This window comes from Streptomyces sp. NPDC007991, from assembly GCF_042958445.1.
Taxonomy (GTDB): domain Bacteria; phylum Actinomycetota; class Actinomycetes; order Streptomycetales; family Streptomycetaceae; genus Streptomyces.
This window is the reverse complement of sequence record NZ_JBIBJD010000020.1, coordinates 118,795-143,484: the sequence shown is the minus strand read 5'-3', so window position 1 is coordinate 143,484 and position 24,690 is coordinate 118,795. Positions and strand designations below refer to the sequence as shown.

Annotated in this window: 22 protein-coding genes, 2 pseudogenes and 1 riboswitch; of the genes and pseudogenes, 13 read left to right on the top strand and 11 right to left on the bottom strand. The window is 72.0% G+C overall.

Annotated features, from left to right (window positions below):
• On the top strand, window positions 1-633 hold a 633-nt coding region (locus tag ACFZDA_RS38845; protein ID WP_391090765.1), incomplete at its 5' end, for a thiamine pyrophosphate-dependent enzyme.
• A gap of 34 nt (window positions 634-667) precedes the next feature.
• On the opposite strand, the gene ACFZDA_RS38840 is transcribed toward ACFZDA_RS38845, so the two are convergent.
• Entirely contained in the window at window positions 668-1,054 is a 387-nt protein-coding gene (locus tag ACFZDA_RS38840; RefSeq protein WP_391090763.1) for a winged helix-turn-helix transcriptional regulator, read from the bottom strand.
• Window positions 1,055-1,147: 93 nt separating this feature from the next.
• Here ACFZDA_RS38840 and ACFZDA_RS38835 point away from each other — a divergent pair, with 93 nt between their 5' ends.
• Together ACFZDA_RS38835 and rarD are read left to right on the top strand one after the other, a co-directional pair.
• Window positions 1,148-2,002: an NAD(P)H-binding protein gene (locus tag ACFZDA_RS38835; RefSeq protein WP_391090761.1), complete on the top strand. Its 855-nt coding sequence runs from the start codon at window positions 1,148-1,150 to the stop codon at window positions 2,000-2,002.
• Window positions 2,003-2,132: 130 nt separating this feature from the next.
• Complete coding sequence (rarD, locus tag ACFZDA_RS38830) at window positions 2,133-3,146, top strand: EamA family transporter RarD (protein WP_391090759.1); 1,014 nt, start codon at window positions 2,133-2,135, stop codon at window positions 3,144-3,146.
• An 80-nt stretch (window positions 3,147-3,226) separates the two neighbouring features.
• On the opposite strand, the pseudogene ACFZDA_RS38825 reads toward rarD, so the two are convergent.
• Window positions 3,227-4,306: pseudogene (locus ACFZDA_RS38825) on the bottom strand (MFS transporter); the annotation flags it as partial.
• Between the two features lie 166 nt (window positions 4,307-4,472).
• Here ACFZDA_RS38825 and ACFZDA_RS38820 point away from each other — a divergent pair.
• The 3 genes from ACFZDA_RS38820 (at window position 4,473) to ACFZDA_RS38810 (ending at window position 6,533) form a co-directional block, all read left to right on the top strand.
• Window positions 4,473-4,925 (top strand): winged helix-turn-helix transcriptional regulator, encoded by a 453-nt coding sequence (locus ACFZDA_RS38820; protein WP_391090757.1) that lies wholly within the window; start codon window positions 4,473-4,475, stop codon window positions 4,923-4,925.
• A 28-nt stretch (window positions 4,926-4,953) separates the two neighbouring features.
• On the top strand, window positions 4,954-5,427 hold the full coding sequence (locus tag ACFZDA_RS38815) for a VOC family protein (protein WP_391090755.1): 474 nt from the start codon (window positions 4,954-4,956) through the stop codon (window positions 5,425-5,427).
• Between the two features lie 158 nt (window positions 5,428-5,585).
• Window positions 5,586-6,533 (top strand): M28 family peptidase, encoded by a 948-nt coding sequence (locus ACFZDA_RS38810; protein WP_391090754.1) that lies wholly within the window; start codon window positions 5,586-5,588, stop codon window positions 6,531-6,533.
• Between the two features lie 6 nt (window positions 6,534-6,539).
• Here the strand turns inward: ACFZDA_RS38810 and ACFZDA_RS38805 are convergent, their stop codons facing one another.
• Window positions 6,540-7,877 (bottom strand): tetratricopeptide repeat protein, encoded by a 1,338-nt coding sequence (locus ACFZDA_RS38805; RefSeq protein ID WP_391090751.1) that lies wholly within the window; start codon window positions 7,875-7,877, stop codon window positions 6,540-6,542.
• Window positions 7,878-8,034: 157 nt separating this feature from the next.
• Here ACFZDA_RS38805 and ACFZDA_RS38800 point away from each other — a divergent pair, with 157 nt between their 5' ends.
• The 3 genes from ACFZDA_RS38800 (at window position 8,035) to ACFZDA_RS38790 (ending at window position 10,395) form a co-directional block, all read left to right on the top strand.
• The gene (locus tag ACFZDA_RS38800) at window positions 8,035-8,538 is read left to right on the top strand and encodes a DUF6668 family protein (RefSeq protein WP_391090749.1); all 504 of its coding nucleotides are present in this window, start codon (window positions 8,035-8,037) and stop codon (window positions 8,536-8,538) included.
• A 5-nt stretch (window positions 8,539-8,543) separates the two neighbouring features.
• Window positions 8,544-9,698: an amidase family protein gene (locus ACFZDA_RS38795; RefSeq protein WP_391090747.1), complete on the top strand. Its 1,155-nt coding sequence runs from the start codon at window positions 8,544-8,546 to the stop codon at window positions 9,696-9,698.
• A 115-nt stretch (window positions 9,699-9,813) separates the two neighbouring features.
• Window positions 9,814-10,395, top strand: coding sequence for an NAD(P)H-dependent oxidoreductase (locus ACFZDA_RS38790; protein WP_391090745.1), 582 nt, complete (start codon window positions 9,814-9,816; stop codon window positions 10,393-10,395).
• Between the two features lie 51 nt (window positions 10,396-10,446).
• Here ACFZDA_RS38790 and ACFZDA_RS38785 read toward each other — a convergent pair whose 3' ends face one another.
• The 4 genes from ACFZDA_RS38785 to ACFZDA_RS38770 all read right to left on the bottom strand — a co-directional run bounded on the left by ACFZDA_RS38785 (window position 10,447) and on the right by ACFZDA_RS38770 (window position 14,823).
• Window positions 10,447-11,319 carry an ABC transporter permease gene (locus ACFZDA_RS38785; protein WP_391090744.1) on the bottom strand — a complete coding sequence of 291 codons (873 nt, stop codon included), beginning with the start codon at window positions 11,317-11,319 and terminating at the stop codon, window positions 10,447-10,449.
• Window positions 11,306-12,286, bottom strand: a complete 981-nt coding sequence (locus ACFZDA_RS38780) for an ATP-binding cassette domain-containing protein (protein WP_391090742.1) — start codon at window positions 12,284-12,286, stop codon at window positions 11,306-11,308. Before ACFZDA_RS38780 ends, ACFZDA_RS38785 begins: the two co-directional genes overlap by 14 nt.
• A 41-nt stretch (window positions 12,287-12,327) precedes the next feature.
• Window positions 12,328-13,581, bottom strand: a complete 1,254-nt coding sequence (locus tag ACFZDA_RS38775) for an outer membrane lipoprotein carrier protein LolA (protein WP_391090740.1) — start codon at window positions 13,579-13,581, stop codon at window positions 12,328-12,330.
• A 231-nt stretch (window positions 13,582-13,812) separates the two neighbouring features.
• Window positions 13,813-14,823 (bottom strand): polyprenyl synthetase family protein, encoded by a 1,011-nt coding sequence (locus ACFZDA_RS38770; protein ID WP_391090738.1) that lies wholly within the window; start codon window positions 14,821-14,823, stop codon window positions 13,813-13,815.
• A gap of 505 nt (window positions 14,824-15,328) precedes the next feature.
• Window positions 15,329-15,503, top strand: a riboswitch (cyclic di-AMP (ydaO/yuaA leader).
• A gap of 3 nt (window positions 15,504-15,506) precedes the next feature.
• Between ACFZDA_RS38770 and ACFZDA_RS38765 the strand changes: the two genes are divergently transcribed.
• On the top strand, window positions 15,507-16,286 hold the full coding sequence (locus tag ACFZDA_RS38765; protein WP_391090736.1) for a transglycosylase SLT domain-containing protein: 780 nt from the start codon (window positions 15,507-15,509) through the stop codon (window positions 16,284-16,286).
• Here ACFZDA_RS38765 and ACFZDA_RS38760 read toward each other — a convergent pair.
• Window positions 16,250-17,098: a Cof-type HAD-IIB family hydrolase gene (locus tag ACFZDA_RS38760; RefSeq protein ID WP_391090734.1), complete on the bottom strand. Its 849-nt coding sequence runs from the start codon at window positions 17,096-17,098 to the stop codon at window positions 16,250-16,252. The genes ACFZDA_RS38765 and ACFZDA_RS38760 overlap by 37 nt on opposite strands.
• Before the next feature lie 171 nt (window positions 17,099-17,269).
• Between ACFZDA_RS38760 and ACFZDA_RS38755 the strand changes: the two genes are divergently transcribed.
• From ACFZDA_RS38755 to ACFZDA_RS38745, 3 genes and pseudogenes are all read left to right on the top strand, one after another.
• Entirely contained in the window at window positions 17,270-18,355 is a 1,086-nt protein-coding gene (locus tag ACFZDA_RS38755) for a GNAT family N-acetyltransferase (RefSeq protein ID WP_391090732.1), read from the top strand.
• A gap of 768 nt (window positions 18,356-19,123) precedes the next feature.
• Window positions 19,124-20,170 (top strand): annotated as a pseudogene (locus ACFZDA_RS38750) (glycosyltransferase); the annotation flags it as partial.
• Window positions 20,171-20,307: 137 nt separating this feature from the next.
• Complete coding sequence (locus ACFZDA_RS38745; RefSeq protein WP_391090780.1) at window positions 20,308-21,063, top strand: polysaccharide deacetylase family protein; 756 nt, start codon at window positions 20,308-20,310, stop codon at window positions 21,061-21,063.
• A gap of 12 nt (window positions 21,064-21,075) precedes the next feature.
• Here the strand turns inward: ACFZDA_RS38745 and ACFZDA_RS38740 are convergent, their stop codons facing one another.
• Genes ACFZDA_RS38740 through ACFZDA_RS38730 form a run of 3 tightly spaced genes read right to left on the bottom strand, consistent with a single transcriptional unit; the run spans window position 21,076 to window position 24,478 of the window.
• Window positions 21,076-22,230 (bottom strand): glycosyl hydrolase, encoded by a 1,155-nt coding sequence (locus ACFZDA_RS38740; protein WP_391090730.1) that lies wholly within the window; start codon window positions 22,228-22,230, stop codon window positions 21,076-21,078.
• Entirely contained in the window at window positions 22,227-22,667 is a 441-nt protein-coding gene (locus ACFZDA_RS38735) for a hypothetical protein (protein ID WP_391090727.1), read from the bottom strand. Before ACFZDA_RS38735 ends, ACFZDA_RS38740 begins: the two co-directional genes overlap by 4 nt.
• Window positions 22,664-24,478: a glycosyltransferase gene (locus ACFZDA_RS38730; RefSeq protein ID WP_391090778.1), complete on the bottom strand. Its 1,815-nt coding sequence runs from the start codon at window positions 24,476-24,478 to the stop codon at window positions 22,664-22,666. Before ACFZDA_RS38730 ends, ACFZDA_RS38735 begins: the two co-directional genes overlap by 4 nt.
• Window positions 24,479-24,690 lie beyond the last annotated feature (212 nt).

The following is a 24,690-nucleotide window of genomic DNA, read 5'->3' as shown; positions in this document are numbered from 1 at the left end:
AAGGGCCAGTACTCGCCGACCTCCGAGGTCGGCAAGATCACCAAGTCGACGCCGATGGGCTCGCTGGACGCGCCCTTCAACCCGGTGTCGCTGGCCATCGGCGCGGAGGCGTCGTTCGTGGCGCGGACGGTCGACTCCGACCGCAAGCACCTCACGGAGGTGCTGCGCCAGGCCTCCGCCCACCAGGGCACGGCCCTGATCGAGATCTACCAGAACTGCAACATCTTCAACGACGGCGCCTTCGACGCCCTGAAGGACAAGCAGCGGGCCGAGGAGGCCGTGATCCGGCTGGAGCACGGCAAGCCGATCCGCTTCGGCGCCGACCTGGCCAAGGGCGTCGTCCGGGACCCGGCGACCGGTGATCTGAAGGTGGTGGCGGTGACGCCGGACAACGAGGACCAGGTGCTCGTGCACGACGCGCACGCCGAGTCCCCGACCACGGCGTTCGCGCTGTCCCGCCTCGCCGACCCGGACACCCTGCACCACACCCCGATCGGTGTCCTGCGCTCCGTCGACCGCCCCGTCTACGACACACAGATGGCCGACCAGCTCGACACGGCCATCGAACAGCACGGCAAGGGCGACCTGGCCGCGCTGCTGGCCGGCGGCGACACCTGGACCGTCATCGGCTGAGCCCGCCCCTCGAAGATCGAGGCCCGGGACCGTCTCAGGATGCGGCCCGGGCCTCGTCGTATGCCCGGCGGGCCTTCTCCACGTCGCCCATGCGCCGGTGCGTCCACGTCGACAGGGCCCGCACCTGCTCGGCGGCCTCGCGGCCGAGGTCGGTGAGGGAGTAGTCGACGCGGGGCGGGATCACGGGCTTAGCGTCGCGGTGGACGAGGCCGTCGCGCTCCAGGGTCTGGAGCGTCTGCGTGAGCATCTTCTCGCTGACGCCCCGGCCCCCGTAGCCTCCGATCGCCCGGCGCAGCTCGCTGAACCGGTGCGGGCGGTCCAGCAGCTCGATCAGCACGAGCACGCCCCAGCGGCTGGTGACGTGCTCCAGCACCAGCCGGTACGGGCACAGGGCCTCGGCGTCGCCATTACTTACTGTCATGCCAGTACCTTACTTCAAAGTGGGTACTTTCCAAGAGTTAGCGCCTCTCGTAGGGTTAGTGCCATCGCAAACCCCACAAGGAGAGTCACCCTCATGAGCATCGTCGTCACCGGAGCCACCGGAAACCTCGGCCGTCACGTCGTGGAGCAGCTGCTGGAGAAGGTCCCCGCCGAGCAGATCACCGCGGTCGTCCGCAACGCCGAGAAGGCCGCCGACTTCGCGGAGCGCGGTGTGAAGATCGCCTCGGCCGACTACAACGTCCCGGCCTCCTTCGACGGACTCTTCTCCGCCGGTGACAAGGTGCTGCTGGTCTCCGGCAACGAGTTCGACAAGGGCCGCGTACAGCAGCACAAGGTCGTCATCGACGCCGCCAAGGCGGCCGGTGTGGCCCTGCTCGCCTACACCAGCGCCCCGGGCACGCTGACCGCCGCGCTCGCCGACGACCACCGCGGCACCGAGGAGCTGCTGCTGGACTCCGGCGTGCCCTACACCCTGCTGCGCAACGGCTGGTACCACGAGAACTACACCGAGAACCTCGCCCCGGTGCTGGAGCACAACGCGGTCGTGGCCGCCGCCGGCGAGGGCAGGGTCTCCTCCGCCTCCCGCGCCGACTACGCCGCTGCCGCCGTCGCCGTGCTGACCGGCGAGGGCCACGAGAACAAGACGTACGAGCTGGGCGGCGACACCGCGTGGAGCTTCGCCGAGTACGCGGCCGAGCTGAGCCGTCAGACCGGCAAGGAGATCACCTACAACGCGGTCTCTACCGACGTGCTCACCGGGATCCTGACCGGCGCCGGCCTGCCCGAGCCGCTGGCGCAGACGCTCGCGGGCGTGGACGCCTCCATCGAGAAGGGCGAGCTGGTCGTCTCCACCGGAGATCTGTCCCGGCTGACCGGCCGCCCGACCACCCCGTTCTCCGAGGCCATCACCGCGGCACTCAAGGGCTGAACTCCCCCGGCGGGCCCTTGAGACGCCAACGCCCCCGGCTGTCATGACCGTATACCGATACGGGCATGACAGCCGGGGGCGCTCGGCGTTACCGTCGTGGACGCGGAACACACGTACGGAGGAGGGGCCCGTGAGCGGCAAGCCGAGGGGTGAGCGGCACATAGGACTGCTGAACGGCTTCGCGGCCTACGGGATGTGGGGGCTCGTTCCGCTGTTCTGGCCCCTGCTGAAGCCCGCCGGGGCGATGGAGATCCTGGCCCACCGGATGGTGTGGTCGCTGGTCTTCGTGGGTGCCGCCCTGCTCGTGCTGCGCCGCTGGGCCTGGGCCGGTGAGCTGCTGCGGCAGCCGCGCAGGCTGGGCCTCGTCACGGTCGCCGCGGCCTTCATCACTCTCAACTGGGGCCTGTACATCTGGGCCGTGAACTCCGGGCACGTCGTCGAGGCCTCGCTCGGGTACTTCATCAACCCGCTGGTCACCATCGCGATGGGCGTGCTGCTGCTGAAGGAGCGGCTGCGGCCGGTGCAGTGGCTGGCGGTCGGGACCGGCGCCGCGGCGGTCGTCGTGCTGACCGTCGGCTACGGCCGGCCCCCGTGGATCTCCCTCTGTCTCGCCTTCTCCTTCGCCACGTACGGGCTGGTGAAGAAGAAGCTGAACCTCGGCGGCGTGGAGTCGCTGGCCGCCGAGACCGCGGTCCAGTTCCTGCCCGCGCTCGGCTTCCTGGTGTGGCTGAGCGCCCGGGGCGGGTCCACCTTCGCCGCCGAGGGCGCGGGGCACGCGGCGCTGCTCGCCTCGGCCGGCATCGTCACCGCGCTGCCCCTGGTCTGCTTCGGCGCCGCCGCCATCCGCGTGCCCCTGTCCACGATCGGCCTGTTGCAGTACCTGACGCCGGTCTCCCAGTTCCTGCTCGGCGTCTTCTACTTCCACGAGGAGATGCCGCCGGAGCGCTGGGCCGGGTTCGCGCTGGTGTGGCTGGCGCTCGCGCTGCTCACCTGGGACGCCCTGCGCGCCGCCCGCCGGGCCTCCCGCACACTGACCAGCGAGATCAGCGTGCCCAGCACCACCAGGGCCACCGGCACGGTCAGCGCCGCCCGGAACGCCGACAGCGTGGCCTCGGGGCCGGACCCGGTGGACGCCAGGCCGTAGACGGCGGTCACCGCCGCGATGCCGATGGCGGAGCCGAACTGTGTGGCGGTGGTCAGCAGCCCGCCGGCCAGTCCCTGCTCCGACCCGGTGACCCCGTCGGTGGCCGCGATCGTCAGCGGCCCGTAGGCCAGGGCGAAGGCGACGCCGGACAGGAACAGGGTGGGGAACATCGCGGCGTAGGACCAGTCCATGCCGACCGGCAGGAACAGCCCGTAGGCGATCACGGCCAGGACGAAGCCGCCGACGATCACCTGGGCGTTGCCGAAGCGGGCGACCAGTCTCGGGGTGAGCGTCGGGGCGAGGACGGCGTCGGCGCCCATGACGATCAGGGCCACCGCCGTCTGCAGGGGCGACCAGCCGCGGACTTCCTGGAGGTACAGCGTTATGACGAACTGGAAGCCGAAGAAGGCGCCGAGGAAGAGCAGCGCCCCCAGGTCGGCGCGCACGACCGGGCCCTGGCGCAGGATGCCGAGGCGGACGAGCGGATCCGGACAGCGGCGTTCGACCACGACGAAGGCACCGGCCAGGGCGAGTGCCGCGAGACCGGAGACCACGGTGAGCGGCCAGTCGTGCAGGCCGTGTTCGAGGCGTACGACGGTGTAGGCGGCCAGCAGCATGGCGCCGGCGGCGGTGATCACGCCGGGCAGGTCGAACCCGCGCCGGCGGGCGGGCGGGCCGTCCTGCCGGGGCACCAGGCGTACGGCCGCCACGAGCAGTGCGGCGGCCAGCAGCACCGGCGCGAAGAACACCCAGCGCCAGCCGAGCTCGGTGAGCAGACCGCCGATGACCAGGCCGAGGGAGAAGCCGGCCGCGCCCGTGCCGGCGAAGACCAGCAGGGCCTTGTTGCGGCGCGGGCCCTCCGCGTACGAGGTCGTGATCAGGGAGAGCGCGGCCGGGGTCATGAAGGCGGCGGCGACGCCCGTGACGAAGCGGGCGACGACCAGCATCCAGCCCTCGGTCGCCAGGCCGCCGAGCCCTGAGAAGGCGAGGAAGACGGTCAGCCAGAGCAGGAACATCCGCCGCCGCCCGAGCAGGTCGGCCGCCCGGCCGCCCAGCAGGGTGAAACCGGCGTAACCGAGCACATAGCCGCTCATCACCCAGGCCGCGGTGTCGGTGGCCAGCCCGAGGTCGGACCGGATGGCCGGGATCGCCACCGCCATCATCGCGACGTCGATGCCTTCGAGGAAGATCGTTCCACAGAGGACGAACAGCAGCGCCCAGGCACGGGTGCCCATGAATCAACACTCCTCTTGTCAAGGTCGGTTACGCAAGCGAGGGTCGGTTCCCTCTTGTAACCACGACCACCCTGCGGCAGCATCGACAGACATGGAAGAAGGCACTTCGAAGTCACCGAGTAACCGCGTGGGCACCGTGGACTACGGCGATGCCGACCCCTTCCAGTGGGACACCCGCGAGGACTGCCAGGTCCGGCAGATTCTCGACCGGATCGCCGACAAGTGGTCGCTGCTCGTCATCGCGCTGCTGGACAACCGGCGGCTGCGCTTCACGGAGCTGCGCCGGGAGATCGACGGGGTCAGCCAGCGGATGCTGACGGTGACCCTGCGGTCGCTGGAGCGGGACGGCCTGGTGAAGCGGACGGTGCACCCCGTGGTGCCGCCCCGGGTGGAATACGAGCTGACCTCCCTCGGCCGGACGCTGCACACCACCATCCAGTCTCTGGTGACCTGGACGGAGCGGCACCAGGAGGAGATCGCGGCGGCCCGCAGCGCGTACGACACCCGTGAGGCAAGGGCACGGGCCGCGGAGGCCACGCCCTAGGAGGCCGGGGCGCCGTATAACTGGTCACATGACACAGACCCCGGCAGCACCCGCCCCCGTGCACTGGAAGATCGTCATCGACGCGAACAATCCGCACGCGCAGGCCGACTTCTGGGCCGCCGCCCTGCGGTACGAGGCCGAGGACAACAGCGCCCTCATCGAGAAGCTGCTCGGCTTCGGTGCCCTGCCCGAAGAGGCCACGGTCGAGTTCCACGGCCGCCGCGCCTTCCGGGACCTGGTGGCCGTACGGCACCCCGAGGACCCGTTCGAGGAGGAGAGCGGGACCGGGCTGGGGCGGCGGCTGCTGTTCCAGCGGGTGCCGGAGGCGAAGACGGTCAAGAACCGGCTCCACCTCGATCTGCACCCGGGCGAGGGGCGGCGCGAGGAGGAGGTGGCGCGGTTGGAGGGGCTCGGCGCGCGGGTGCTGCGGCGGGTGGCGGAGCAGGGCGGCGCGTGGGTCGTGATGGCGGACCCGGAGGGGAACGAGTTCTGCGTGCAGTGACCGTCCCGGGGGCCCGGCGGTCCGGTGCCGGTCAACGCCCTGGCCGGATACGTCTCTTGACGGAGAGTCAGTAGCAGCTTCACCATCCAGGCACCCCATTCACTGTGGGCTGCCCGTGGACACCCCACGGGCTTCCCCATGGAATCCGGAGCCCCCACATGAAGCTCTCCGTTTCCGCGCGTGCCCTGGCGTCGGGTGCCGTGGCGACCGCCATGCTGCTGACCGGCGGTGCCGTGGCGGACGCCGCGTCCGCTCCCCCGAGACCGGCCGCCGCACCCGACATACCCCTGGCGGGCGTCAAGGCCCACCTGGCCCAGTTCCAGTCCATAGCCACGGCCAACGGCGGCAACCGCGCGCACGGCCGCCCGGGCTACAAGGCCTCGGTCGACCACATCAAAGCCAAGCTGGACGCGGCCGGGTACACCACCACGGTCCAGCAGTTCAGCGCCTCCGGACGCACCGGCTACAACCTGATCGCCGACTGGCCGGGCGGTGACGCCGGCCAGGTCGTGATGGCCGGCTCGCACCTCGACAGCGTCTCCTCCGGGCCCGGCATCAACGACAACGGGTCCGGCTCGGCCGCCGTCCTGGAGACCGCCCTCGCCGTGTCCCGGGCGCAGTACAAGCCCGCCAAGCACCTGCGGTTCGCCTGGTGGGGCGCGGAGGAACTCGGCCTGGTCGGTTCCCGGAACTACGTCAACCGGCTCACCACCGGGGACCGTTCGAGGATCAGCGCCTATCTGAACTTCGACATGATCGGCTCCCCGAACCCCGGCTACTTCGTCTACGACGACGACCCGGCGATCGAGAAGACCTTCAAGGACTACTTCAGCGGCCTCGGCGTCCCGACCGAGATCGAGACCGAGGGCGACGGCCGCTCCGACCACGCGCCCTTCAAGAGCGCGGGGGTGCCGGTGGGCGGCCTGTTCACCGGGGCGAGCCGGACGAAGACGGCGGCGCAGGCGGCCAAGTGGGGCGGTACGGCCGGGCGGGCCTTCGACCGCTGCTACCACTCCTCCTGCGACACCACCGCCAACATCGACGACACCGCCCTCGACCGCAACAGCGACGCGGTCGCGTACGCGGTGTGGGAGCTTTCCCAGTAGCGGTGTCTACCGGGTGCGGGCGCGTTCCGTCAGGCGGCCCATGCGGGCGCGGGCCGACTCCAGTTGCTCGATGTCCTCGGCGGCGGGGCCGTCCTCGGCGGCGAGTTCGGTCCACAGGCCGATCAGGTCCCGCCCCAGCTCCAGCCCCACCGCCGGGTCGCGCACGGCGCGCCAGGCGGTGGCCGCGCTGTGCACGTTGCCGTAGGCGGCCTCCGCGTCGCCCGTGCGGCGGCGGGCGCCGGCCAGGTCGAGGGAGAGACGGAAGGCGCGGAGCGGATCGCCGGCCAAGTAGGAGATGTACGCGGTCAGTTCGCGCAGCCGGAGCACCTCGGGGTGTTCGGGCCCGAGCGTGCCCGACGCCTCCGCGACGGTCTGGTCCGCCAGCCCGGCCGCCGCGTCGATCCGGCCCTCCTTGACTGCCTCGTTGATCCGCGCGACCGGCTCCGCGAGGAGGGCCGGGGCGGCGGGGTCGCCCGGGGCGCCGAGGGGTTCGTCGCCGAGCACGGCCTCCGCGACGGCGTCGAAGCCCCGGGCGGGAGTCGGCCTGGCGTCGGCTTCGGCCGCGAGCAGCTCCGCCTCGGACATCGGCTCGGGCTCCCGCCTGCGGTGCGGGGCCGGGCCGGTTCCGGGGACGGGGAGCGGCTGGACGTCCATGACCGGGGGCGGGCCGAACTCGCCGGTCGGAGGTGCGACGGTGCCCGGGGGTGTGTCCTCCGGCTCGGGGTGCGGTGCCTCCGGTACGGCGCGCAGCTCGAACGTCGGTGCGGGGTGATCGGCCGGTTGCGGCTCGGGAACGGCCCGCAGCGGGAAGGTCGGTGCCGTGCCGCGGCCGGCCTCCGGCACGGGGCGCAGGACGTGCGTGGCCCTGTCGTCCTGCGGGTGCCGTGGCTCCGGCCCGGGCGGTGTCGGCCCGGGCGGCTCCGTCACCGCGTCCATCGAGGGCGTTCCCGCGACGACGGCGTCCTGCGGCGGGGCCGTGCGGACCGGCTCGGCGGTGAAGCGGCTGGAGCCGTCCGGGTCGACCTGGAGCGGCACGACGTAGCCGATGCGCTCGTCGTGGATCGTGGCGAGGACGGGATGGCCGGTGGCCAGGGCGATGTGGTGCAGACGGTTCAGGACGGCCTGCTGGATCTCCTCGCCGGGGGCGGCGAAGACGGGGACGCCGCCGACCGACGCGCCGTCCGAGGCACCCCCCGCGCCGGCTCCCGGCCCCGCCCCTGCCGGGTCCGCCCCTGCCGGGTCGGCTCCGGCCGCAGGGACACGGACGTCGATCGGCGCCGCCGGGGTCACCGCGTGCGCGGCCTGCTTCTGTTCCCGCTTCTTCTCGCGGCTGAGTCGAGCCATCGTCCCCTCATTCGGCGTCGTCCTACTGTCGAGTGTGTCCGCTCGCTCCCGTTTCTCACGTCACCGCGGTGTCACAGGCTCGTCCCAAGGGTTCCAGGTCCCGGCATGGATCGTTCCGCTTGGCATGAGGATCGGCAGTACGAGGGAGGAGAGGGGCATGCAGACAGGCATGCGACAGGGGCCGGAGATCTGGATCCGCGGCCCGGTGACCCACCAGGAGCCGGGGCCGCCGGAGCCCGCTCACGCCCATGCCGCGGCACGGCGCTTCTCCTGGGTCGGCACGCACGGCGGCGCGGGCGTCTCCACCCTCGCCGCGGTCTACGGCGGTCATGACAGCGGCCGCGCCTGGCCCGGCCCGGGCGACCCTTCGTCGGTGCTGCTGGTGGCGCGGACGCACGCGGCCGGTCTGGACACGGTCGCCGGCGCCGTGGAGATCTTCCGGCGCGGCCAGGCCCCGACCGGGCTGGATCTCGACGCCGTCGTCCTCGTGGCGGACGCCCCGGGCCGGCTGCCGCGTCCGCTCGCCCAGCGGGTCAAGTCCCTGGAGTCGGTCATCGACGTGTACCGGGTGCCGTGGGTGCCGGCCTGGCGGCTGGGCGAGCTGGGGCGGCCGCCGCGCGAGACCTCGGCACTGGTCCGGCTGACGGGAGCGGCGCACTGACGGCGGTGTCCCTGTCGGCCGGGGAGATCGCGGCGGGCGTACGGGCCCGGGAGCTGCGCGCGGTCGACGTGGTAGAGGCGGCGCTGGAGCGGATCGAGCGGGCCGATCCAAAGCTGTGCGCGTTCGTCGAGGTGTGGCGCGAGGAGGCGTTGCGGCGGGCGGGCGAGGTGGACGCGCTGCTCGGCCGGCGGGCCGGGGATGTCCCCCGAAAGAGTCAAGCGCTGCCGCTGGCCGGGGTGCCGATCGCCGTGAAGGGGCGGCACGGGCTGCGCGCGGCGGGGCCGCTGGTCGCGGCCGGTTGCATCGCCGTGGGCGCGACCTCCGTCCCCGGGCCGGGAACACCCTGGCAGACCTGGGGGCTGGGCGCCCGTGGCCGGACCGTCAACCCGTGGCGGGCGGACCGCACCCCGGGCGGCTCGTCGGCCGGGGCCGCGGTGGCGGTGGCGGCCGGGCTGGTGCCGCTGGCGACGGGCGGCGACGGGGCCGGGTCGGTGCGGATCCCGGCGGCGTGGTGCGGGGTGACCGGCCTGAAGACCACGGCCGGACGGCTGCCCTCCGCCGACCGTACGGGGCTCACCGTGCCCGGTGTGCTGGCCCGCTCGGCGTCGGACGCGGCGGCCTGGTGGCGGGTGGTGTCCCAGGAGCCGGTGCCGGCCGGCACACCGCTTCCCGTCACGGCCGTGTGGTCGTCCGACCTGGGCTTCGCCGGGCCCGACCCGGAGCCCGTCGCGCTCGCCCGGGCAGCGGTCGAACGGCTCGCGGCGGCCGGTGTCGTACGGCTCGTACGGCCGAGGGTGCCGTTGCGGCTCACGGACCCCGGGTCCGCCTGGCTGGCCCTGCGCACCCCGGGTGCCGACCCGGGCGAAGCCCACCGCGTCCGGGCGGAGAACGACCGGCGGCTGGCCGCGCTGTTCGGCGAAGCGGAACTGCTGCTGACGCCGACCACGCCCACCCCACCGCACGGTCACGACGGCCCGGGCGACCGCTACTCCACCTCTCTCACCTGGGCGTTCAATCTCAGCGGGCATCCGGCGCTGAGCCTTATGGCGGGCTTCGGCGAAGACGGCTGCCCGGCCGGGCTGCAGTTGGTGGCGCCGCACGGCCGGGAGGTGCTGCTGCTGGCCGTGGCACGGGAGGCGGAGCTGCGCGTCGGGAGCTGAGGACACCCCTGAGAGCACCCCTGAACACTCCGGAGGACCCCTGGCGGATTTAGATGCGTACGCATATGATGCAAGCGCGTGTAATTGACGCGCGCCTATCTTCTGGGGGACACCCATGACCCGTCGCTTCCTCTTCGTCCTGGGCAGCGCCCGTGCCGACGGCAACACCGAACTGCTGGCCCGCGCGGCCGCCGAGCAACTCCCCACGGACGTCGAACAGCAGTGGATCGACCTCACCGAGCATCCGGTGCCCGACTTCGAGGACCTGCGGCACGACAGCGACCACGTCCGCCCGACCGAGGGCAACGTGGCACTGCTGCTCGACGCCACCCTCGCGGCCACGGACATCGTGATCGCCTCGCCCCTGTACTGGTACTCGGTCTCCGCGCACACCAAGCGCTACCTGGACTACTGGTCGGGCTGGCTGCGCACGCCCGGCCTCGACTTCAAGGCGACCCTGGCCGGACGCACCCTGTGGGGCGTCACCGCGCTCGCGCACACCCAGCCGGAGGTCGCCGACCCGCTGGCCGGGACGCTCAACAACTCGGCCGCGTACATGGAGATGCGGTTCGGCGGAGTGCTGCTCGGCAACGGCAGCAAGCCCGGTGACGTGCTGAACGACACCGAGGCGCTGGCCCGGGCCAAGACGTTCTTCGCGCAGGAGGCGCCCCTGGCCCGGTTCGTGTACGAGGACTGAGTGCTACGAGGACTGAGTGCTACGAGGGCTCAGCCCCACGAGCACGGAGCGCTACGCGGTGATGTCCTTCGTCGTGAAGCGCGCCCAGGCCGCCGAGCCGAACACCGCCGCGTACAGGGCCTGGAGGCCGAGGTTCTTCGCCAGATCGTCCCAGTAGACGGGTTCGCGCATGAGGTCGGCGAAGGACAGCCAGTAGTGGGAGAAGAAGTACGGCTGGAGGGCGTGCAGTTGCGGGATCTGGTCGAGGATCTGGACCGTGATGAGCAGACCGACGGTGGTCGCCATCGCCGCGATGCCGCTGCCCGTGAGCGTCGAGACGAACAGCCCGAGCGCCGCCACGCCGATCAGTGACGCGGCGACGGCCAGGGCGATCAGCAGGGCTCTGCCCAGGCCTTCGGCGAAGCTGATCTGTGTGCCCGAGATGGTCGTCAGATCGCCGAGCGGGAACAGCAGCGCGCCGACCGTGAGCGCGGAGACGGCCACCACGAGGGTGGCGGCCAGGCAGAAGATGACGACGGTCGCGTACTTGGTGAGCAGCAGGCGGCTGCGGCCGGCCGGGGCGACGAGCAGGTAGCGCAGCGTGCCGGCGTTCGCCTCGCCGGCGATCGCGTCGCCCGCGACGACACCGATCGCCATCGGCAGGAAGAACGGGAGGGTGGCGGCCAGCGCGGTGAAGACGAGGAACAGGCCGTTGTTCGTGATCTGCGAGATGAACGCCGGTCCCCCGCCGGCGCCGGGCGACGAACCGTCGCTCGTCTCCACCTTGACGGCGATGCCGACCAGGACGGGCACGCCCGCCAGCACGGCCAGCAGCGCGAGGGTGCGCCAGCGCCGGAAGGTGGTGGTGAGTTCGCTGCGCAGCAGCCCGAAGGTCCACAGCGGACTCACCGGCCGTACGGCCCCTGCGGCTTCAGCCCGCGACATCGAAACCCTCCCCGGTCAGCGCCACGAACGCGTCCTCCAGCGAGGCACGTTCGACCGTGAAGCCGCGGACCCGCACACCGGCCGTGACCAGCGCGGCGTTCACCTCGGCGAGGTCGTGCTCCGGTGGTTCGCCGGTCACCCGGTCGTCCGTGACGACGACGTCGCCGACGCCTTGCTCCTTCAGCACCCGGGCCGCCTCCGCCGGGTCCGGCGTGGTCACCACCAGCCGGCCGCGTGCCCCGGCGGACAACTCGGCGACCGCGCCCTGGGTGATGAGGCGGCCCTGCGTCATCACGGCCGCGTGCGTGCAGACCTGCTCGATCTCGTCGAGCAGGTGAGAGGAGAGGAAGATGGTCGTGCCGTCCGAAGCCAGCTCCCGTATCAGCGTGCGGATCTCGCGCATGCCCTGCGGGTCGAGGCCGTTGGTCGGCTCGTCGAGCACGAGCAGCCGGCGCGGCTGGAGCAGTGCGGCCGCGAGGCCCAGGCGTTGTTTCATGCCCAGCGAGTAGGCCTTGGCCTTCTTGCCCGCGGCGGCCGTCAGGCCCACCCGGTCCAGCGCGGCGGCGACCCGGGCCTTCCGGGTGCGCGGATCGGCGGCCGGGTCGGCGGAGTCGTACCGGATGAGGTTGTCGCGGCCGGAGAGGAAGCCGTACAGGGCCGGGCCCTCGATGAGGGCGCCGACGTGCGGCAGCACGGCGCGGGTGGCCCGGGGCATGGGCTGCCCGAGCACCGTCGCCGTGCCGGAGGTGGGCTCGATGAGGCCCATCAGCATGCGGATGGTGGTGGTCTTGCCGGAGCCGTTGGGGCCGAGGAAGCCGAAGACGCTGCCCGCCGGGACGGTCAGGTCGAGGCCGTCGACGGCGAGTTGTCCGCCGCGGTAGCGCTTGGTGAGCGCGCGGGTGGCAATGACCGGTTCCCCGGCCGGATCGCCCCGCTGCTCCGGCTCCGTGGCGGACGCGTCGCCCATCGGCTTCCTCGTTCTCTCCGAGTCCCGCGGGAGTTCGGGACTTACTTCCCGGTGTCGGCCGCCTTCACGAGCGCGTCCTTGGTGACCATGCCCACGTAGACCTTGCCGTCGTCCGTGATCAGGGCGTTGACCAGGCGGGTGGAGAAGACCGTGCCCGAGCCGAACTTGCCGGTGACCTTGTCGCCGAGCGAGTCCATGAAGCCGCCGAACTCGCCGCCGGCCTTGCCCGAGGGCACGCCCTCGCCGCCGGTGTCGAAGGTGGCGATGGAGCTCCAGCCCTCGCCGATGGTCTTCATGCCGTCGGGGCCCTTGCCGGGGTGCTCCCCGGCCTTGGGGGCGTGCTCGCGCGGCCCGCCCTTCTCGAAGCCCTTTCCGAACTCCTTGCCGGAGCCCTTGCGGAAGTCCTTGCCGGCGTCCTTCTCCTCGGTGACCTTCGCACCCTTGGGCGGGGTGAAGTCGAAGGTCGACGGGGCCGGTTTGCCGAAGCTGACCTTGGTGAAGCCCGCGTCGACGACGGCGGCGCCGCCACTCGCCGGGGTCAGCGTGAACTTCAGCGGCATGCCGGTCTTCGCGTCCACGGCCACGGTGACCGCGCCGACCGTCGAGCCGGACTGCCTGGGCTTGATGACCAGCTTGTAGGCGTCCCGGCCGGCGACCTGGGCGGTGCCGTCCACGGTCACGGAGGTCGTGTCGCCGGTGGCCTTCAGCGCCTCCTCGGCGAAGTCCTTCGGCGTGGCCGGCGGCTGCTGGTCCTTGCCGCGCTCCGGGCTGTCGGAGGCGGTACCGTGGTAGACCTCGTTCGACTTGCTGTCGTAGCCCCAGACGTCCTTGCCGTTGTGGACGATGCTGTACTCGGCGGCGTTCTCCAGCAGCGACAGCTTCTGCTTGTCCGGGCCGTCGGCCGCGACGCGCAGGGTGTGCGTGCCGGAGGCCAGTTCCGTGAGCTTGGCCGTCGGGTCGGCCGAGGAGCCGCCCCGGTCCGGGCTCGCGGCACCGGACATCAGGCTGCTCTCCAGCCCGCCGAGGTCCGGCAGGCCGAGGTCCGTGCTGATCTTCACGGTGCCGGACAGCTGCTGGACGTCCGACTTGGCGATCTTCTCGATGAGCTGCTGTGCGGTGATCTTCGGGAGGTCGGGGTCACCGGAGTCGGCGAGTGCGGGGACCAGCCCGATCGTCGCGGCCGCCACCCCCACCACCGTGACCGGGACGATGTACCGCGCGGCTTTGCGCCGCCCGGAGCGCTGCTCGTCGACCTCCCCGGCGGTCGTGCTGTCGTCGGATGCGTACGGTGCCATGTGTGCCCTACCTCCGTGGTCGGCGGCGGCTGTCCGTGTCGTGCACGCACTCGTCCCTGAGCCGCCATTCTCACCCGAACTGGTGAGGAGTGGTGTTTTTCCGTGGTGACCATCTGACCAAATCGGCGGGCGAGATACGTCAGACCCGGGGCTCAACTCCACGTACTGCTGCGGTATGACACGACAGGGCGGCTTCTCCCCCGACCCGTAGGGGTCGTGGGGGAAAACGCGCTAGCCGGCCCGGTGCACCACCGCGTCCGACAGCTCCACCAGGGCCGTCTTCGCGGCGCACTCGGGCAGCGGCGCCAGTGCCGAGCGGGCGTCCTGGGCGTAGCGGACGGTGTCCCGACGGGCCTGTTCCAGCGCCGGGTGGGCCCGCAGCAGGCGCAGGGCCTCGGCGTGCCGGTCGTCGTCGGTGAGATCGGAGTCCAGCAGTTCGCACAGGGCGATGTCGTCCGCGAGTCCGAGCCGGGCCGCGCGCTCGCGCAGCCGCAGCACCGGCAGGGTGGGGATGCCCTCGCGCAGGTCGGTGCCGGGCGTCTTGCCGGACTCGTGGGAGTCGGAGGCGATGTCCAGGACGTCGTCCGCGAGCTGGAAGGCGACGCCGAGCCGTTCGCCGTACTGGGTCAGCACATCCACGACCGTCTCGTCGGCGCCGGACATCATCGCGCCGAAACGGCACGACACCGCCACCAGCGAGCCGGTCTTCCCGCCCAGCACGTCCAGGTAGTGCTCGACCGGGTCGCGGCCGTCCTGCGGTCCGGCGGTCTCCAGGATCTGGCCGGTCACCAGCCGTTCGAACGCCTCGGCCTGTACCCGCACCGCCTCCGGGCCGAGGTCGGCCAGGATGTGCGAGGCGCGGGCGAACAGGAAGTCACCGGTGAGGACCGCGACGGAGTTGCCCCAGCGGGCGTTCGCGCTCGCCACCCCGCGCCGCACGGCGGCCTCGTCCATCACGTCGTCGTGGTACAGCGTGGCGAGGTGGGTCAGCTCCACGACGACGGCCGACGGCACGATCCCGGGCGCGTACCGGTCGCCGAACTGGGCGGTGAGCATCACGAGCAGCGGACGGAACCGCTTGCCGCCGGCCCGGACCAGGTGCTGGGCGGCCTCCGTGATGAAGGGCACCTCACTCTTGGTGGCCTCGAGCAAGCCTTCCTCGACAGCCGCCAACCCGGTCTGGACATCGGCTTCCAGAGCCTGGTCCCGCACGCTCAGCCCGAACGGCCCGACGTCGGTCACGAGGGGTCTCCTGTCTGCTGTGTCTGCCGGTGATCACACGGTTTGTCGATAGGTCGCTGCCATCACTCGAGTCAGCGTATCCGGTCACCTTTCGATCACCACCAGCGCCCAGGGTTACAGGCCGGTTGGTATCCGATCACGACCGCTATGTTTTTGATCAGCTCATAAGAGCAGACATTTATCGACTTACCGGGAGGTAATGGCCTATGTGCGATTTGCCGCAATAGGTAAGCGAATCCCCTTCGCGCACATTGCCCCAAGGACTCGTGATCAGTGAGTTGAATCACGTTATCCCCTGTGACGCCCCACTCCGGCACCGGCCCGTACCCCCTTCCGCCGCACGCAAGTTGAGCCTTGGCTTCAGCAAAGGATCAAGTGCCCCATAAGCCCCTGACCAAGGTCAACCACTCGATATGTGACTCCGGTGCTTGTTCCCGACATGTGCTCTCGCATACGTTCCGGGCCTGTCCGGCGGACGCCGAATCCTGCCCCCGCCCGGACTTCCCACACGAACCCACCCACTCACGCAGGGCAGGAGCGGGGGACCCAGGTACGTCGCCGGTCCGCACAGCGGACCGGCTCGGGGTGAAGCCGCCCACGGAGCGACAGCGCCGTGGGCGGCCGGGCACCTCCCGGCCCGAACCCGACAGCTCACCTCGCAGGCGGCGGAGAGGAACATCGCCATGCCCCGAGGCAAGCACCGTCGCACCAGAACCAGTCGGCTCACCCGTCGTGTCGTGGCCATCGGCACCGGCGGAGCGGCCCTCGCCCTGCCGCTGATCGGCGCGACGCAGGCCGGCGCCGCCGAGCCGGCCCGGAGCGCGCCCACCGTCGCGCAGTCCGTGCCGCAGGCGGCCCAGCCCGCCACGTCCCTCACGTACACCGTCGCCAAGGGCGACTCCCTCGCCCGCATCGCGGACAAATACGACGTGCCGGGCGGCTGGAAGCAGCTCTACAAGGACAACCGTGCCGCCGTCGGCGACAACCCGCAGCTGATCCACCCGGGTCTGAAGCTCACGGTGAAGACGGCCAAGGCGGACGCCGCGACGAAGACGGCGACCAAGTCCTCCGCCCCCGCCAAGCCGGCCGCGAAGCCCGCGGGTGGCGTCGCCCAGGCCACCCAGGCCTCCGCGAAGACCTACCCGGACAACCTGGACGGCTGGATCCGCGAGGCGCTGGACATCATGGCGCAGAAGGGGATTCCGGGTTCGTACGACGGCATCTACCGCAACATCATGCGCGAGTCGTCCGGCAACCCCCAGGCGATCAACAACTGGGACTCCAACGCCGCCCAGGGCACCCCGTCCAAGGGTCTGCTCCAGGTCATCGACCCGACCTTCGCCGCCTACCACGTGGCCGGCACCTCCTTCGACCCGTACGACCCGGTCGCCAACATCACGGCGGCCTGCAACTACGCGGCGGCCCGCTACGGCTCGATCGACAACGTCAACGGCCCGTACTGAGCCGTCCCGTCCAGCAGTCGTTCGAGGACGACGGCGATGCCGTCGTCCTCGTTCGACAGGGTGATCTCGTCGGCCACGGCCTTGAGTTCGGGATGGGCGTTGGCCATGGCGACACCGTGGGCGGCCCAGTCGAACATCGGGATGTCGTTGGGCATGTCCCCGAAGGCGATGGTGTCCGCCGGCCGCAGCCCCAGGTGTTCGGCGGCCAGCGCCAGGCCGGTGGCCTTGGTGATGCCGCACGGCTGGAGCTCGACCGTGCCGGGCCCCGACATCGTCACCGTCGCCAGTGAACCGACAACCGAGCGGGCCGTCGTCGCCAACTCGTCGTCCGACAGGTGGGGATGCCGCAGCAGCACCTTGCTGATGGGCTCGCCCCACAGGTCGTCGCGCCGGTCGACCCGTACCGCCGGCAGGGTCGGGTGCGGCATGAGATAGCCGGGCTCGATGAGCGTGAGGCCGTCGACCCCGTCCTGGTCGACCGCGGCGTACACCTGCCCCACCTCGGCCTCGATCTTGCCGAGGGCGGTCTCCGCCAGCTCCCGGTCCAGGGTGATGGACCACAGCAGCCGGTCCGCACCGGCGTCGTACACCTGCGCGCCCTGCCCGCACACCGCGAGCCCCCCGCAGCCGAGGTCGTCCAGGAGCGGCCGCACTCTCGGTGCCGGCCGGCCCGTCACCACGAGGTGCTGGGCCCCGGCGTCCACCACCCGCATGAGCGCGGCGAGGGACCGGTCGGACAGGGTGTCGTCGCCGCGCAGCAGCGTCCCGTCCAGATCGGTGGCGATGAGTGAATATGCGATGGGTGCGGCCATGATCAGAGAATACGGACAGCGCGCCCCTCCGTTTCATCGCGCGGCGCACACCGTGTGCCCGGTTGAAGGCCTCTGCACCGGTTGGCAACAACATCGCCCGCTACCTACCGCCGAGGGCGTCTCGGGCGGTACCTTCCATGTGTCCAGGGGGGACTTGATCGGGGGGTCGAGTTGAGCAGTGGGCGTGTTCGTGTGGGGGTGCCCGGGGAGCTCGGCGAGGGGGAGAAGGAGCGCTGGCGCGCGCTGCGCGCGGCGTCGGAGACACCGCGCAACCCCTTCATGGAACCGGAGTTCACCGAAGCCGTCGGCCTGGTGAGGCCCCGGGCGCGGGTCGCGGTGGTGTACGAGGGGCTGGAGCCGGCCGGCTTCCTGCCCCATGAGCGGGGCCCGTTGGGGCAGGGCAGGGCGATCGGACTCGGCGTCTCGGACGCGCAGGGCGCGATCCTGCGGCCCGGCCTGCGTCTGGACACGGGCCAACTGCTGCGGGGCTGCGCGCTGTCGAGCTTCGCCTTCGACAACCTGGAGGCCGAACAGCGGCTGTTCGTCCCCCACGCGGCCGAGGAGCACGCCACCTACGTCATCGACGTGGAGAAGGGCTACGAGACGTACGAGTCGGTGCTGCGCGCCCAGTCGCCGAAGTTCCTGAAGACCACCCTGGCCAAGGAGCGCAGGCTGGGCCGGCAGGTCGGCGAACTGCGGTTCGTCTTCGACGAACGCGAACCGGCCGCGCTGCGCACGCTCATGGAGTGGAAGTCGGCGCAGTACCGAAGGACGGGCCGCCGGGACCGGTTCGCCCAGGAGTGGATCACCCGGCTGGTGGGGCGGCTGGCCGAGACCCGGGCACCGGAGTGCACCGGCACGCTGTCCGTGCTGTACGCCGGTCAGCAGCCCGTCGCCGCGCACTTCGGACTGCGTTCGGCGTCAGTCCTGGCCTGCTGGTTCCCGGCCTACGACCCGGAGTTCGCGAAGTACTCGCCGGGTCTGGTGCTGCACCTGCGCATGGCCGAGGCGGCGGCCGCCGAGGGCATCGGCATGCTCGACCTGGGGCGGGGCGCGGCCGAGTACAAGGACGCGCTGAAGACGGGCGAACTGCCCGTGTACGAGGGGGCGGTGACGCGTCCGGGTGCGGGCGCGGCGCTGCACTGGCTGAGCCGCGAGCCGGCGCGCCGCGCGCACAGCTTCGTCCGCGGCAGGCCACGGCTGGCTGCGCTGGCCGCGCGGACCCTGAAGGGCGCGGCCCGGCTGCGCCGTACCTGACGACGATCCTGACGACGAGGGGGGAGGGGCCCCATGGCCCGTTCGGCACGGGCGCAGGAGGAGATACGGCGGTTCCTGGACATCGGGGCGGTGCAGGTCGCCGAGCTGGACCTCGACGGTGACGAGGCGGTCCTCAGACCGGGCCCGGGGAGTCCGCCGGTGACGCACGGCGAGGTGTTCGCCCTGGTCAGACAGCGCGGACACCCCGTGGGGACGCTGCTCGCACGGGTGCCGGAGGGCGCGGACGCGAAGGCGGTGCTCGCGGAGCGGGCGAAGACGGTCCTCGCGGAACGAGCGGAAGCCGTTCCCCCGGAGCGGCCGGAGGCCATTCCCCCGGAGCGGGCGGAGACGGGCCTCTCGGAACGAGCGGAAGCCGTTCCCCCGGAGCGGGCAGAGGTCGTTCCCCCGGAGCGGGCGAAGACGGGCCTCTCGGAACGAGCGGAAGCCGTTCCCGCGAAACGGGCAGAGGCCATTCCCCCGGAACGGGCAAACACAGGCCTCCCGGAACGGGCGGAAGCCGTTCCCCCGGAACGGGCGAAGACAGGCCTCCCGGAACGGGCCGAAGTCGTTCCCCCGGAACGGGCGAAGACAGGCCTCCCGGAACGGGCCGAAGTCGTTCCCCCGGAGCGGGCAGAGGCCGTTCCTCCGGAGCGGCCGGAGACAGCACCCGCGTACCGGCCGGAGGCGATGCTCGCGGAGCGGGCGGAAGCCGTGGGCGCCGCACGGACGGAGGCCGTCCCCACCGGGCGGACGGAAGCCGTCCCCACGGCACGGGCGCAAGCCGTCCCCGCGGCGCGGGCGCGGGCAGCGGCCTGTGCGCCTCCGTACGCGAGTGTCGTCGTCGCCACCCGGGAGCGTGCCGGGCAGCTGGCCCGGGCGCTGGACTCGCTGCTGGCGCAGGACCATCCGCGGTTCGAGATCGTCGTCGTGGACAACGCTCCGGTGACGAGCGAGACGCGGGAGCTGGTCGAGCGGAAGTACGGCGAGCGCGTGCGGTACGTGCGCGAGCCGGTGCCCGGCCTCGCGGTCGCGCACAACACGGGTCTCGCGGCCGCGCACGGTGATGTCGTCGCCTTCACGGACGACGACGTCGTCGCCGATCCGCGCTGGCTGACCGAGCTGACCACGCCCTTCGCCGCCGACCCCGGACTCGGGTGCAGCACCGGGCTGATCCTGCCGGCGCGGCTGACCACCCCGGCCCAGGTGCTGCTGGAGAGCCACGGCGGCTTCGCCAAAGGGTTCACTCCAAGGACGTACGACCCGGCGCGCCCCCCGGGCGACGAGCCGCTGTTCCCGTTCACCGCGGGGCGGTTCGGCTCCGGTGCCAACATGGCCTTCCGGACGGCCGTCCTGCGTGCCGTCGGCGGTTTCGACCCGGCCACCGGTGCCGGCACGGCCGCCCGGGGCGGCGACGACCTCTACGGCTTCGTCCGCGTCCTCGCCGAGGGCCACCGGCTGCGCTACACCCCGTCCGCACTGGTGTGGCACCACCACCGGGAGACCTGGCGGGACCTTCAGACGCAGGCGTACGGCTACGGCGCCGGCCTCACCGCCTATCTCACCGCGGTGCTCGTGAACCGGCCCGCGCTGCTGCCGGCGTTCCTCGCGAAACTGCCCCGGGGCCTCGCCCACGCCCGCGCGCTGACCGCCGTACGCGCGACGGAGGGCGGCGGGACGCCGGGCGACCACGACACACGGACGCATCCCTGGCCGCGCCGGCTGTCGCGGTTGCAGCGCCGGGGGATGGTGTACGGGCCCGTCGGCTATCTGCGCGCGCGGCGGGCGCTGCGCGCGCGTGGTGAGGGGGCGGGATGAGAACGCCGGCACGTACGCGCGACGACGGGCAGGGAGGCGGCCGGGCGCGGCGGGGGGCGCGGGACGCCGAGGGGCCGATAGCGCCACCGGGTGCGGTCGGCTCCCCGGCCATCCCGGTCTTCCTCTACCACTGCGTGATGGACGATCCGCCCGGCTGGATCGCCGAGTTCACGGTCACGCCGCAGCAGTTCGCCGCGCATCTCGACGCCGTGGTCCGCAGCGGCCGTACGCCCGTCACGATCAGCGCGATCGCCGACCAGCTGGCCGGGCGCGCGCCCCTGCCGCCCCGGCCCGTGCTGCTCACCTTCGACGACGGCTTCGCCGATCTGCCCGGCCCCACCGCCGAGGCGCTGGCGAAGCGGGCGCTGCCCGCCACCGCCTATCTCACCACCGGCGCCATCGCCCCGGGCGGCCGCAGCCTGCTGCCGCCCGCGCCGATGATGACCCTGGACCGGGCGGCGGAGCTGGAACGTCACGGCATGGAGATCGGCAGCCACACGGTCACACACGCGCAGCTCGACACCCTGTCCGGCAGGGACCTGGCGTACGAACTGCGCGCGTCGAAGGCCGTACTGGAGGACGCCCTCGGGCACGAGGTCCGCCATCTCGCCTATCCGCACGGCTACAACAGCCCGCGGGTGCGGGCGATGTCGGCCCGGGCCGGCTACGAGACGGCGACCGCCGTACGGCACGCGCTCAGTTCCGGCCGCGACGAGCGCTACCGCATCGCCCGGCTCATCGTCCGGCGTACCCACACCGTCGCCGATGTCGAGGGCTGGCTGGCGGGTGCCGGTGCCCGGGTCGCGCCCTACCGGGACGGGCCGAAGACGATCGCGTGGCGGTGGTACCGGCGGGCCCGCGCGGTGCTGCACGGGCCCGAGTTCGCCGGCTGATCCCTGCCTGAGTCATGTGAGCGGCTGGTTGAAGTACGGGTCGGCGACCGCCTTGCGCAGGCTGTCCCAGGCCGCGTCGTTCGCCAGGGCCAGGTTGCAGTGCGGCCCGGGGTCGCGGTAGTTCCACTGGAGGGCCGCCTTGACGCCGTCCAGGTCCTTCAGCACGCCGGGCACCTGCGCGTACCACTCGGCCTGCCGCTGCGGGCGGGACGGGTCCGCGGCGGTGCCGAACTCCGAGAGCATCAGCGGCTTGTCGTCGGAGATGTGCTCGCGGATCCAGTCGTGCACGGAATGCTGCGTCTGCGCGAAGGTGCGCCAGCCCGTGTTGTGGCAGCGGTAGTAGTTGTACTGGTTGTAGCCGATCCAGTCGACGTACTCGTCGCCGGGATACATCCGCTTCATCGCGTCGGCATGGTCGAGGTAGCCGGTGGTGATCCACGTCCACACCACGTTGTCGACGCCCAGTTGACGGAACCGGTCGTGGATGTGCCGGTACGCCTTCACGTACTCGGCGGGGGTGCCGCTGGCCGGGGTGCGGGTGTCCATCTCCAGGTCGAAGGAGAGGAACACCTTCTTGCCGTAGTCCTTGACGCGCTCGGCCTGGACGTCGATGACGGTCCTGTCCAGTTCGCCGGAGGCGATCTGCTTCCAGGTCGGCTGCTGCTCCCTCGTGCCGCCCCACCACTTACTCTCCCAGGACAGCAGCAGCAGATGGTCCTCGCCGACGCGCCGCTCCTCGGGGGTGAGCAACTGGCCTTCGCGGCGGGCTCCTCGGGGCAGGGACATGTCGTGGTACGTGTACACGATGTCGAGCCGGCGGCCGACGCGCTCTTCGTAGGCGCGCACCTTCTCCGGCAGGTCGTCCCGCTCGTGCGGCACGAACGCCCCGAACCAGGCGCCGCAGGGCGGTTCGAGGAGCGCCGTGGGACGGCAGTCCGCTGGGGAACCGGCTGCTCCCTGGTCGTCCGGCCCGGAGGCGTTGCGCAGGGCGAGGACGCCGACCAGGACCGCGCTGACGATCGCGGCGGACGTGATCAGCAGTCGGCGCCGGCTCGATGTGAACGGGCCGGCGGACGGCTGCTCCTGGTGTGACCGCGGCCTCCTGCGGTGCTGTCCGGTCGTGGCCGGCGTACGCCGAAAGGGATGGTGGGGACGGTTGAACCTCACTGAGCAGAACCCTTCGGTGTCCTCGGTGTCGTCCTCGGCGGCGGGGAGGCGCGCAGCGGCGGACAGAACGCGGCGAGTGTGGTCAGCAACGTCAGCGTCAGCAGCACCCGCCGCGCGCTGAAGGCGTGCGTGGCGATCAGCACGGTCGCGGCAAGCATCACGGCGCCGATGCTCACGAACAGCACGAGCATCAGCCGCTCCAGCAGGTCGCAGTGGCGGGCGAAGTCCGGGTCGCGGCGCTCGACGGGGCCTTCGGCGGGCCGCTCCCCGAGCGCGGGAGCGCAGACTCTGACCACGGCCGCGCCCGGGCCCGCCGCCAGGAAGAGGGCGACGGCGACGCCCCGCAGCGGCGAGCCGCCGGGCAGGGCGAGGGCGGCGAGCGCGAGCCAGCCGCTGAACGGCGGCAGCATCCGGACCATGAGTTCCCGCGGTGTCATCGCTCCGCTCCTCCGGCCTGTTTCAGTACGTAGAGCCATCCGGCGCTGTTCTCCGCCACGAGCTGGAAGCGTGGTGAGGCGGCGACGGACTTCCGGATGCGGGTCAGCTGGGCATGGTCGAGCTGTCCGTTCATCTCGGAGTTGGCCAGCTGCCCCTGGGTGAGCAGGAAGTAGGCCCGGGCCGGCCGCTCCACCCCGGCCATGTCGCCGGCGAGAGTGCCGGCCGGGTTCCGGACGATCCGGTCGACGTGGCTGCGGGCCTCGTCCAGGAACCAGTAGTGGTCGACGCTCCAGTAGGAGGCGTACGCGAGCGGGTAGTTGCGGTTGGCGGCCACGACGAGCGAGCCGTCGGGCGCCTGGTCGAAGAGCTGCCGTACGAGGGCCACTTCCTGCGGCGGGAAGTAGTTGATCCGGTCCTTGCCCGAGTAGGCGGGGACGAACGCCAGCGTCCCGCCGAGCAGCGCGGTCAGCCCCACCCAGGTGCCGAGCCCACGTCCGCGGGTCTGCACGGGGGCGGTCTGCCGGCTGCCGGCCTCCTGCGCGGCAGCGTCGGCGGCCAGTGTGCGGACCGTGGGCAGCAGCGCGGCGGCGGCGAAGAACGCGGCGCCGGGCAGCATGAACAGCAGCACCCGGAAGATCATCTCGCTGCCGTAGCTGCTCGCCGCGAACATCGGCAGCGGGGCCGCCGCGATCAGCAGCAGGGGCAGGGCCCGGTGCCGCAGCACCCGTTGGCGCAGGACGCCGACGGCCGCGAGCAGCAGGACGGAGGCGGACAGCAGCCGGGCCGCCCAGGAGGTGGCGATCGCTCCGGTGCCGGTCGGGGTGGCGCCGTACCCCGTCTCCACGTTGGCGCCGATGTCGCCGACGGAGCGGATCATGTCCGGCATCGCGGCGGACAGGAAGGGCAGCGCGGCCGTGAGACACCAGGCCAGGAAGATCACGACGGTTGTGACGACCGGGACCCAGTCGCGGTAGCGGCGGCTCAGGCACAGGGCGAGCAGGCAGACGACCAGCATGCCCGGGGTGAGCTGGTGGGAGATGACGATCGCCACGACCATGACGACGAGCAGCACCGTCCACACGGCCTGCCGGGGCCGCCCGCCCCGCACGGCGGACCGGCCGAAGCGGCGCAACACCAGGGCCAGGACGCCGACATGCAGCGCGTAGGCCACGGACTGGGGGGAGAAGTAGTCCTGCCCGACCCAGTTCGCGACGTAGAAGAGCCAGACCGCCGTCCAGATCAGCCGCCGGTCCTCGGTGAAGGTGCGGTAGATCAGCAGCAGCGGGAGCAGCAGCATCAGGCTGGAGACCAGGGGCCACCAGGCCATGTACATCGCCGCCGAGTCCACGCCCAGCAGCCGCGTCAGGGCGGCCTGCGCGGCGAAGAAGCCGGGCCACTGGTCGTACACCGCCATGTCGCCGACCTGGTCGGCCGTCTGCAGACCGCCTGCCGTCAGCAGATGGTCGATGACCGCCTCGTGCTTCCACGCCCAGGCGTACAGCGGGGTCGGGTAGAGCACGGCCTGCGTGGCCCGCTCCATCACCAGCAGCCCGAGGACGTACGCCGCCGCCCAGGCGCCCGGCCGGCGCGGATCGCGGACCGTGCACCAGAAGCCGGTCGTGAGCACCACGAGACCGGCCCAGAAGGCCGGGTGCAGCGCGGTGACCAGCCCGTAGTCGTCGAGCCGCGAGACGTCGGTGTGCCGCATGGCGTACACCCACAGGGCGAGCGCGACGAGCAGCGGAACACCGGGCCAGGCCAGTGCGCGCCGCCCGGACCAGGCGGGCGGCAGGTCGGACAGATCCGTCAGAGGCTCCTGGGCCGGGCTCGACGACTCCGAGGAGGAGCTGGAGGACTGGCTGAAGGTCTCGGGGCCGCCGCCGGAGGTGCTCGCGCCGTCCCGTGCCGGTGTGGGTTCTGGCGTGGATCTCTCCCTCGGCCTTGCTGGCGGACGCACGGTGGTTCCCCCCTGGCGGTTCGGCTCTCTTCGGCTCTTCTCGGCTCTCTTCGGCTCCGTTCGGC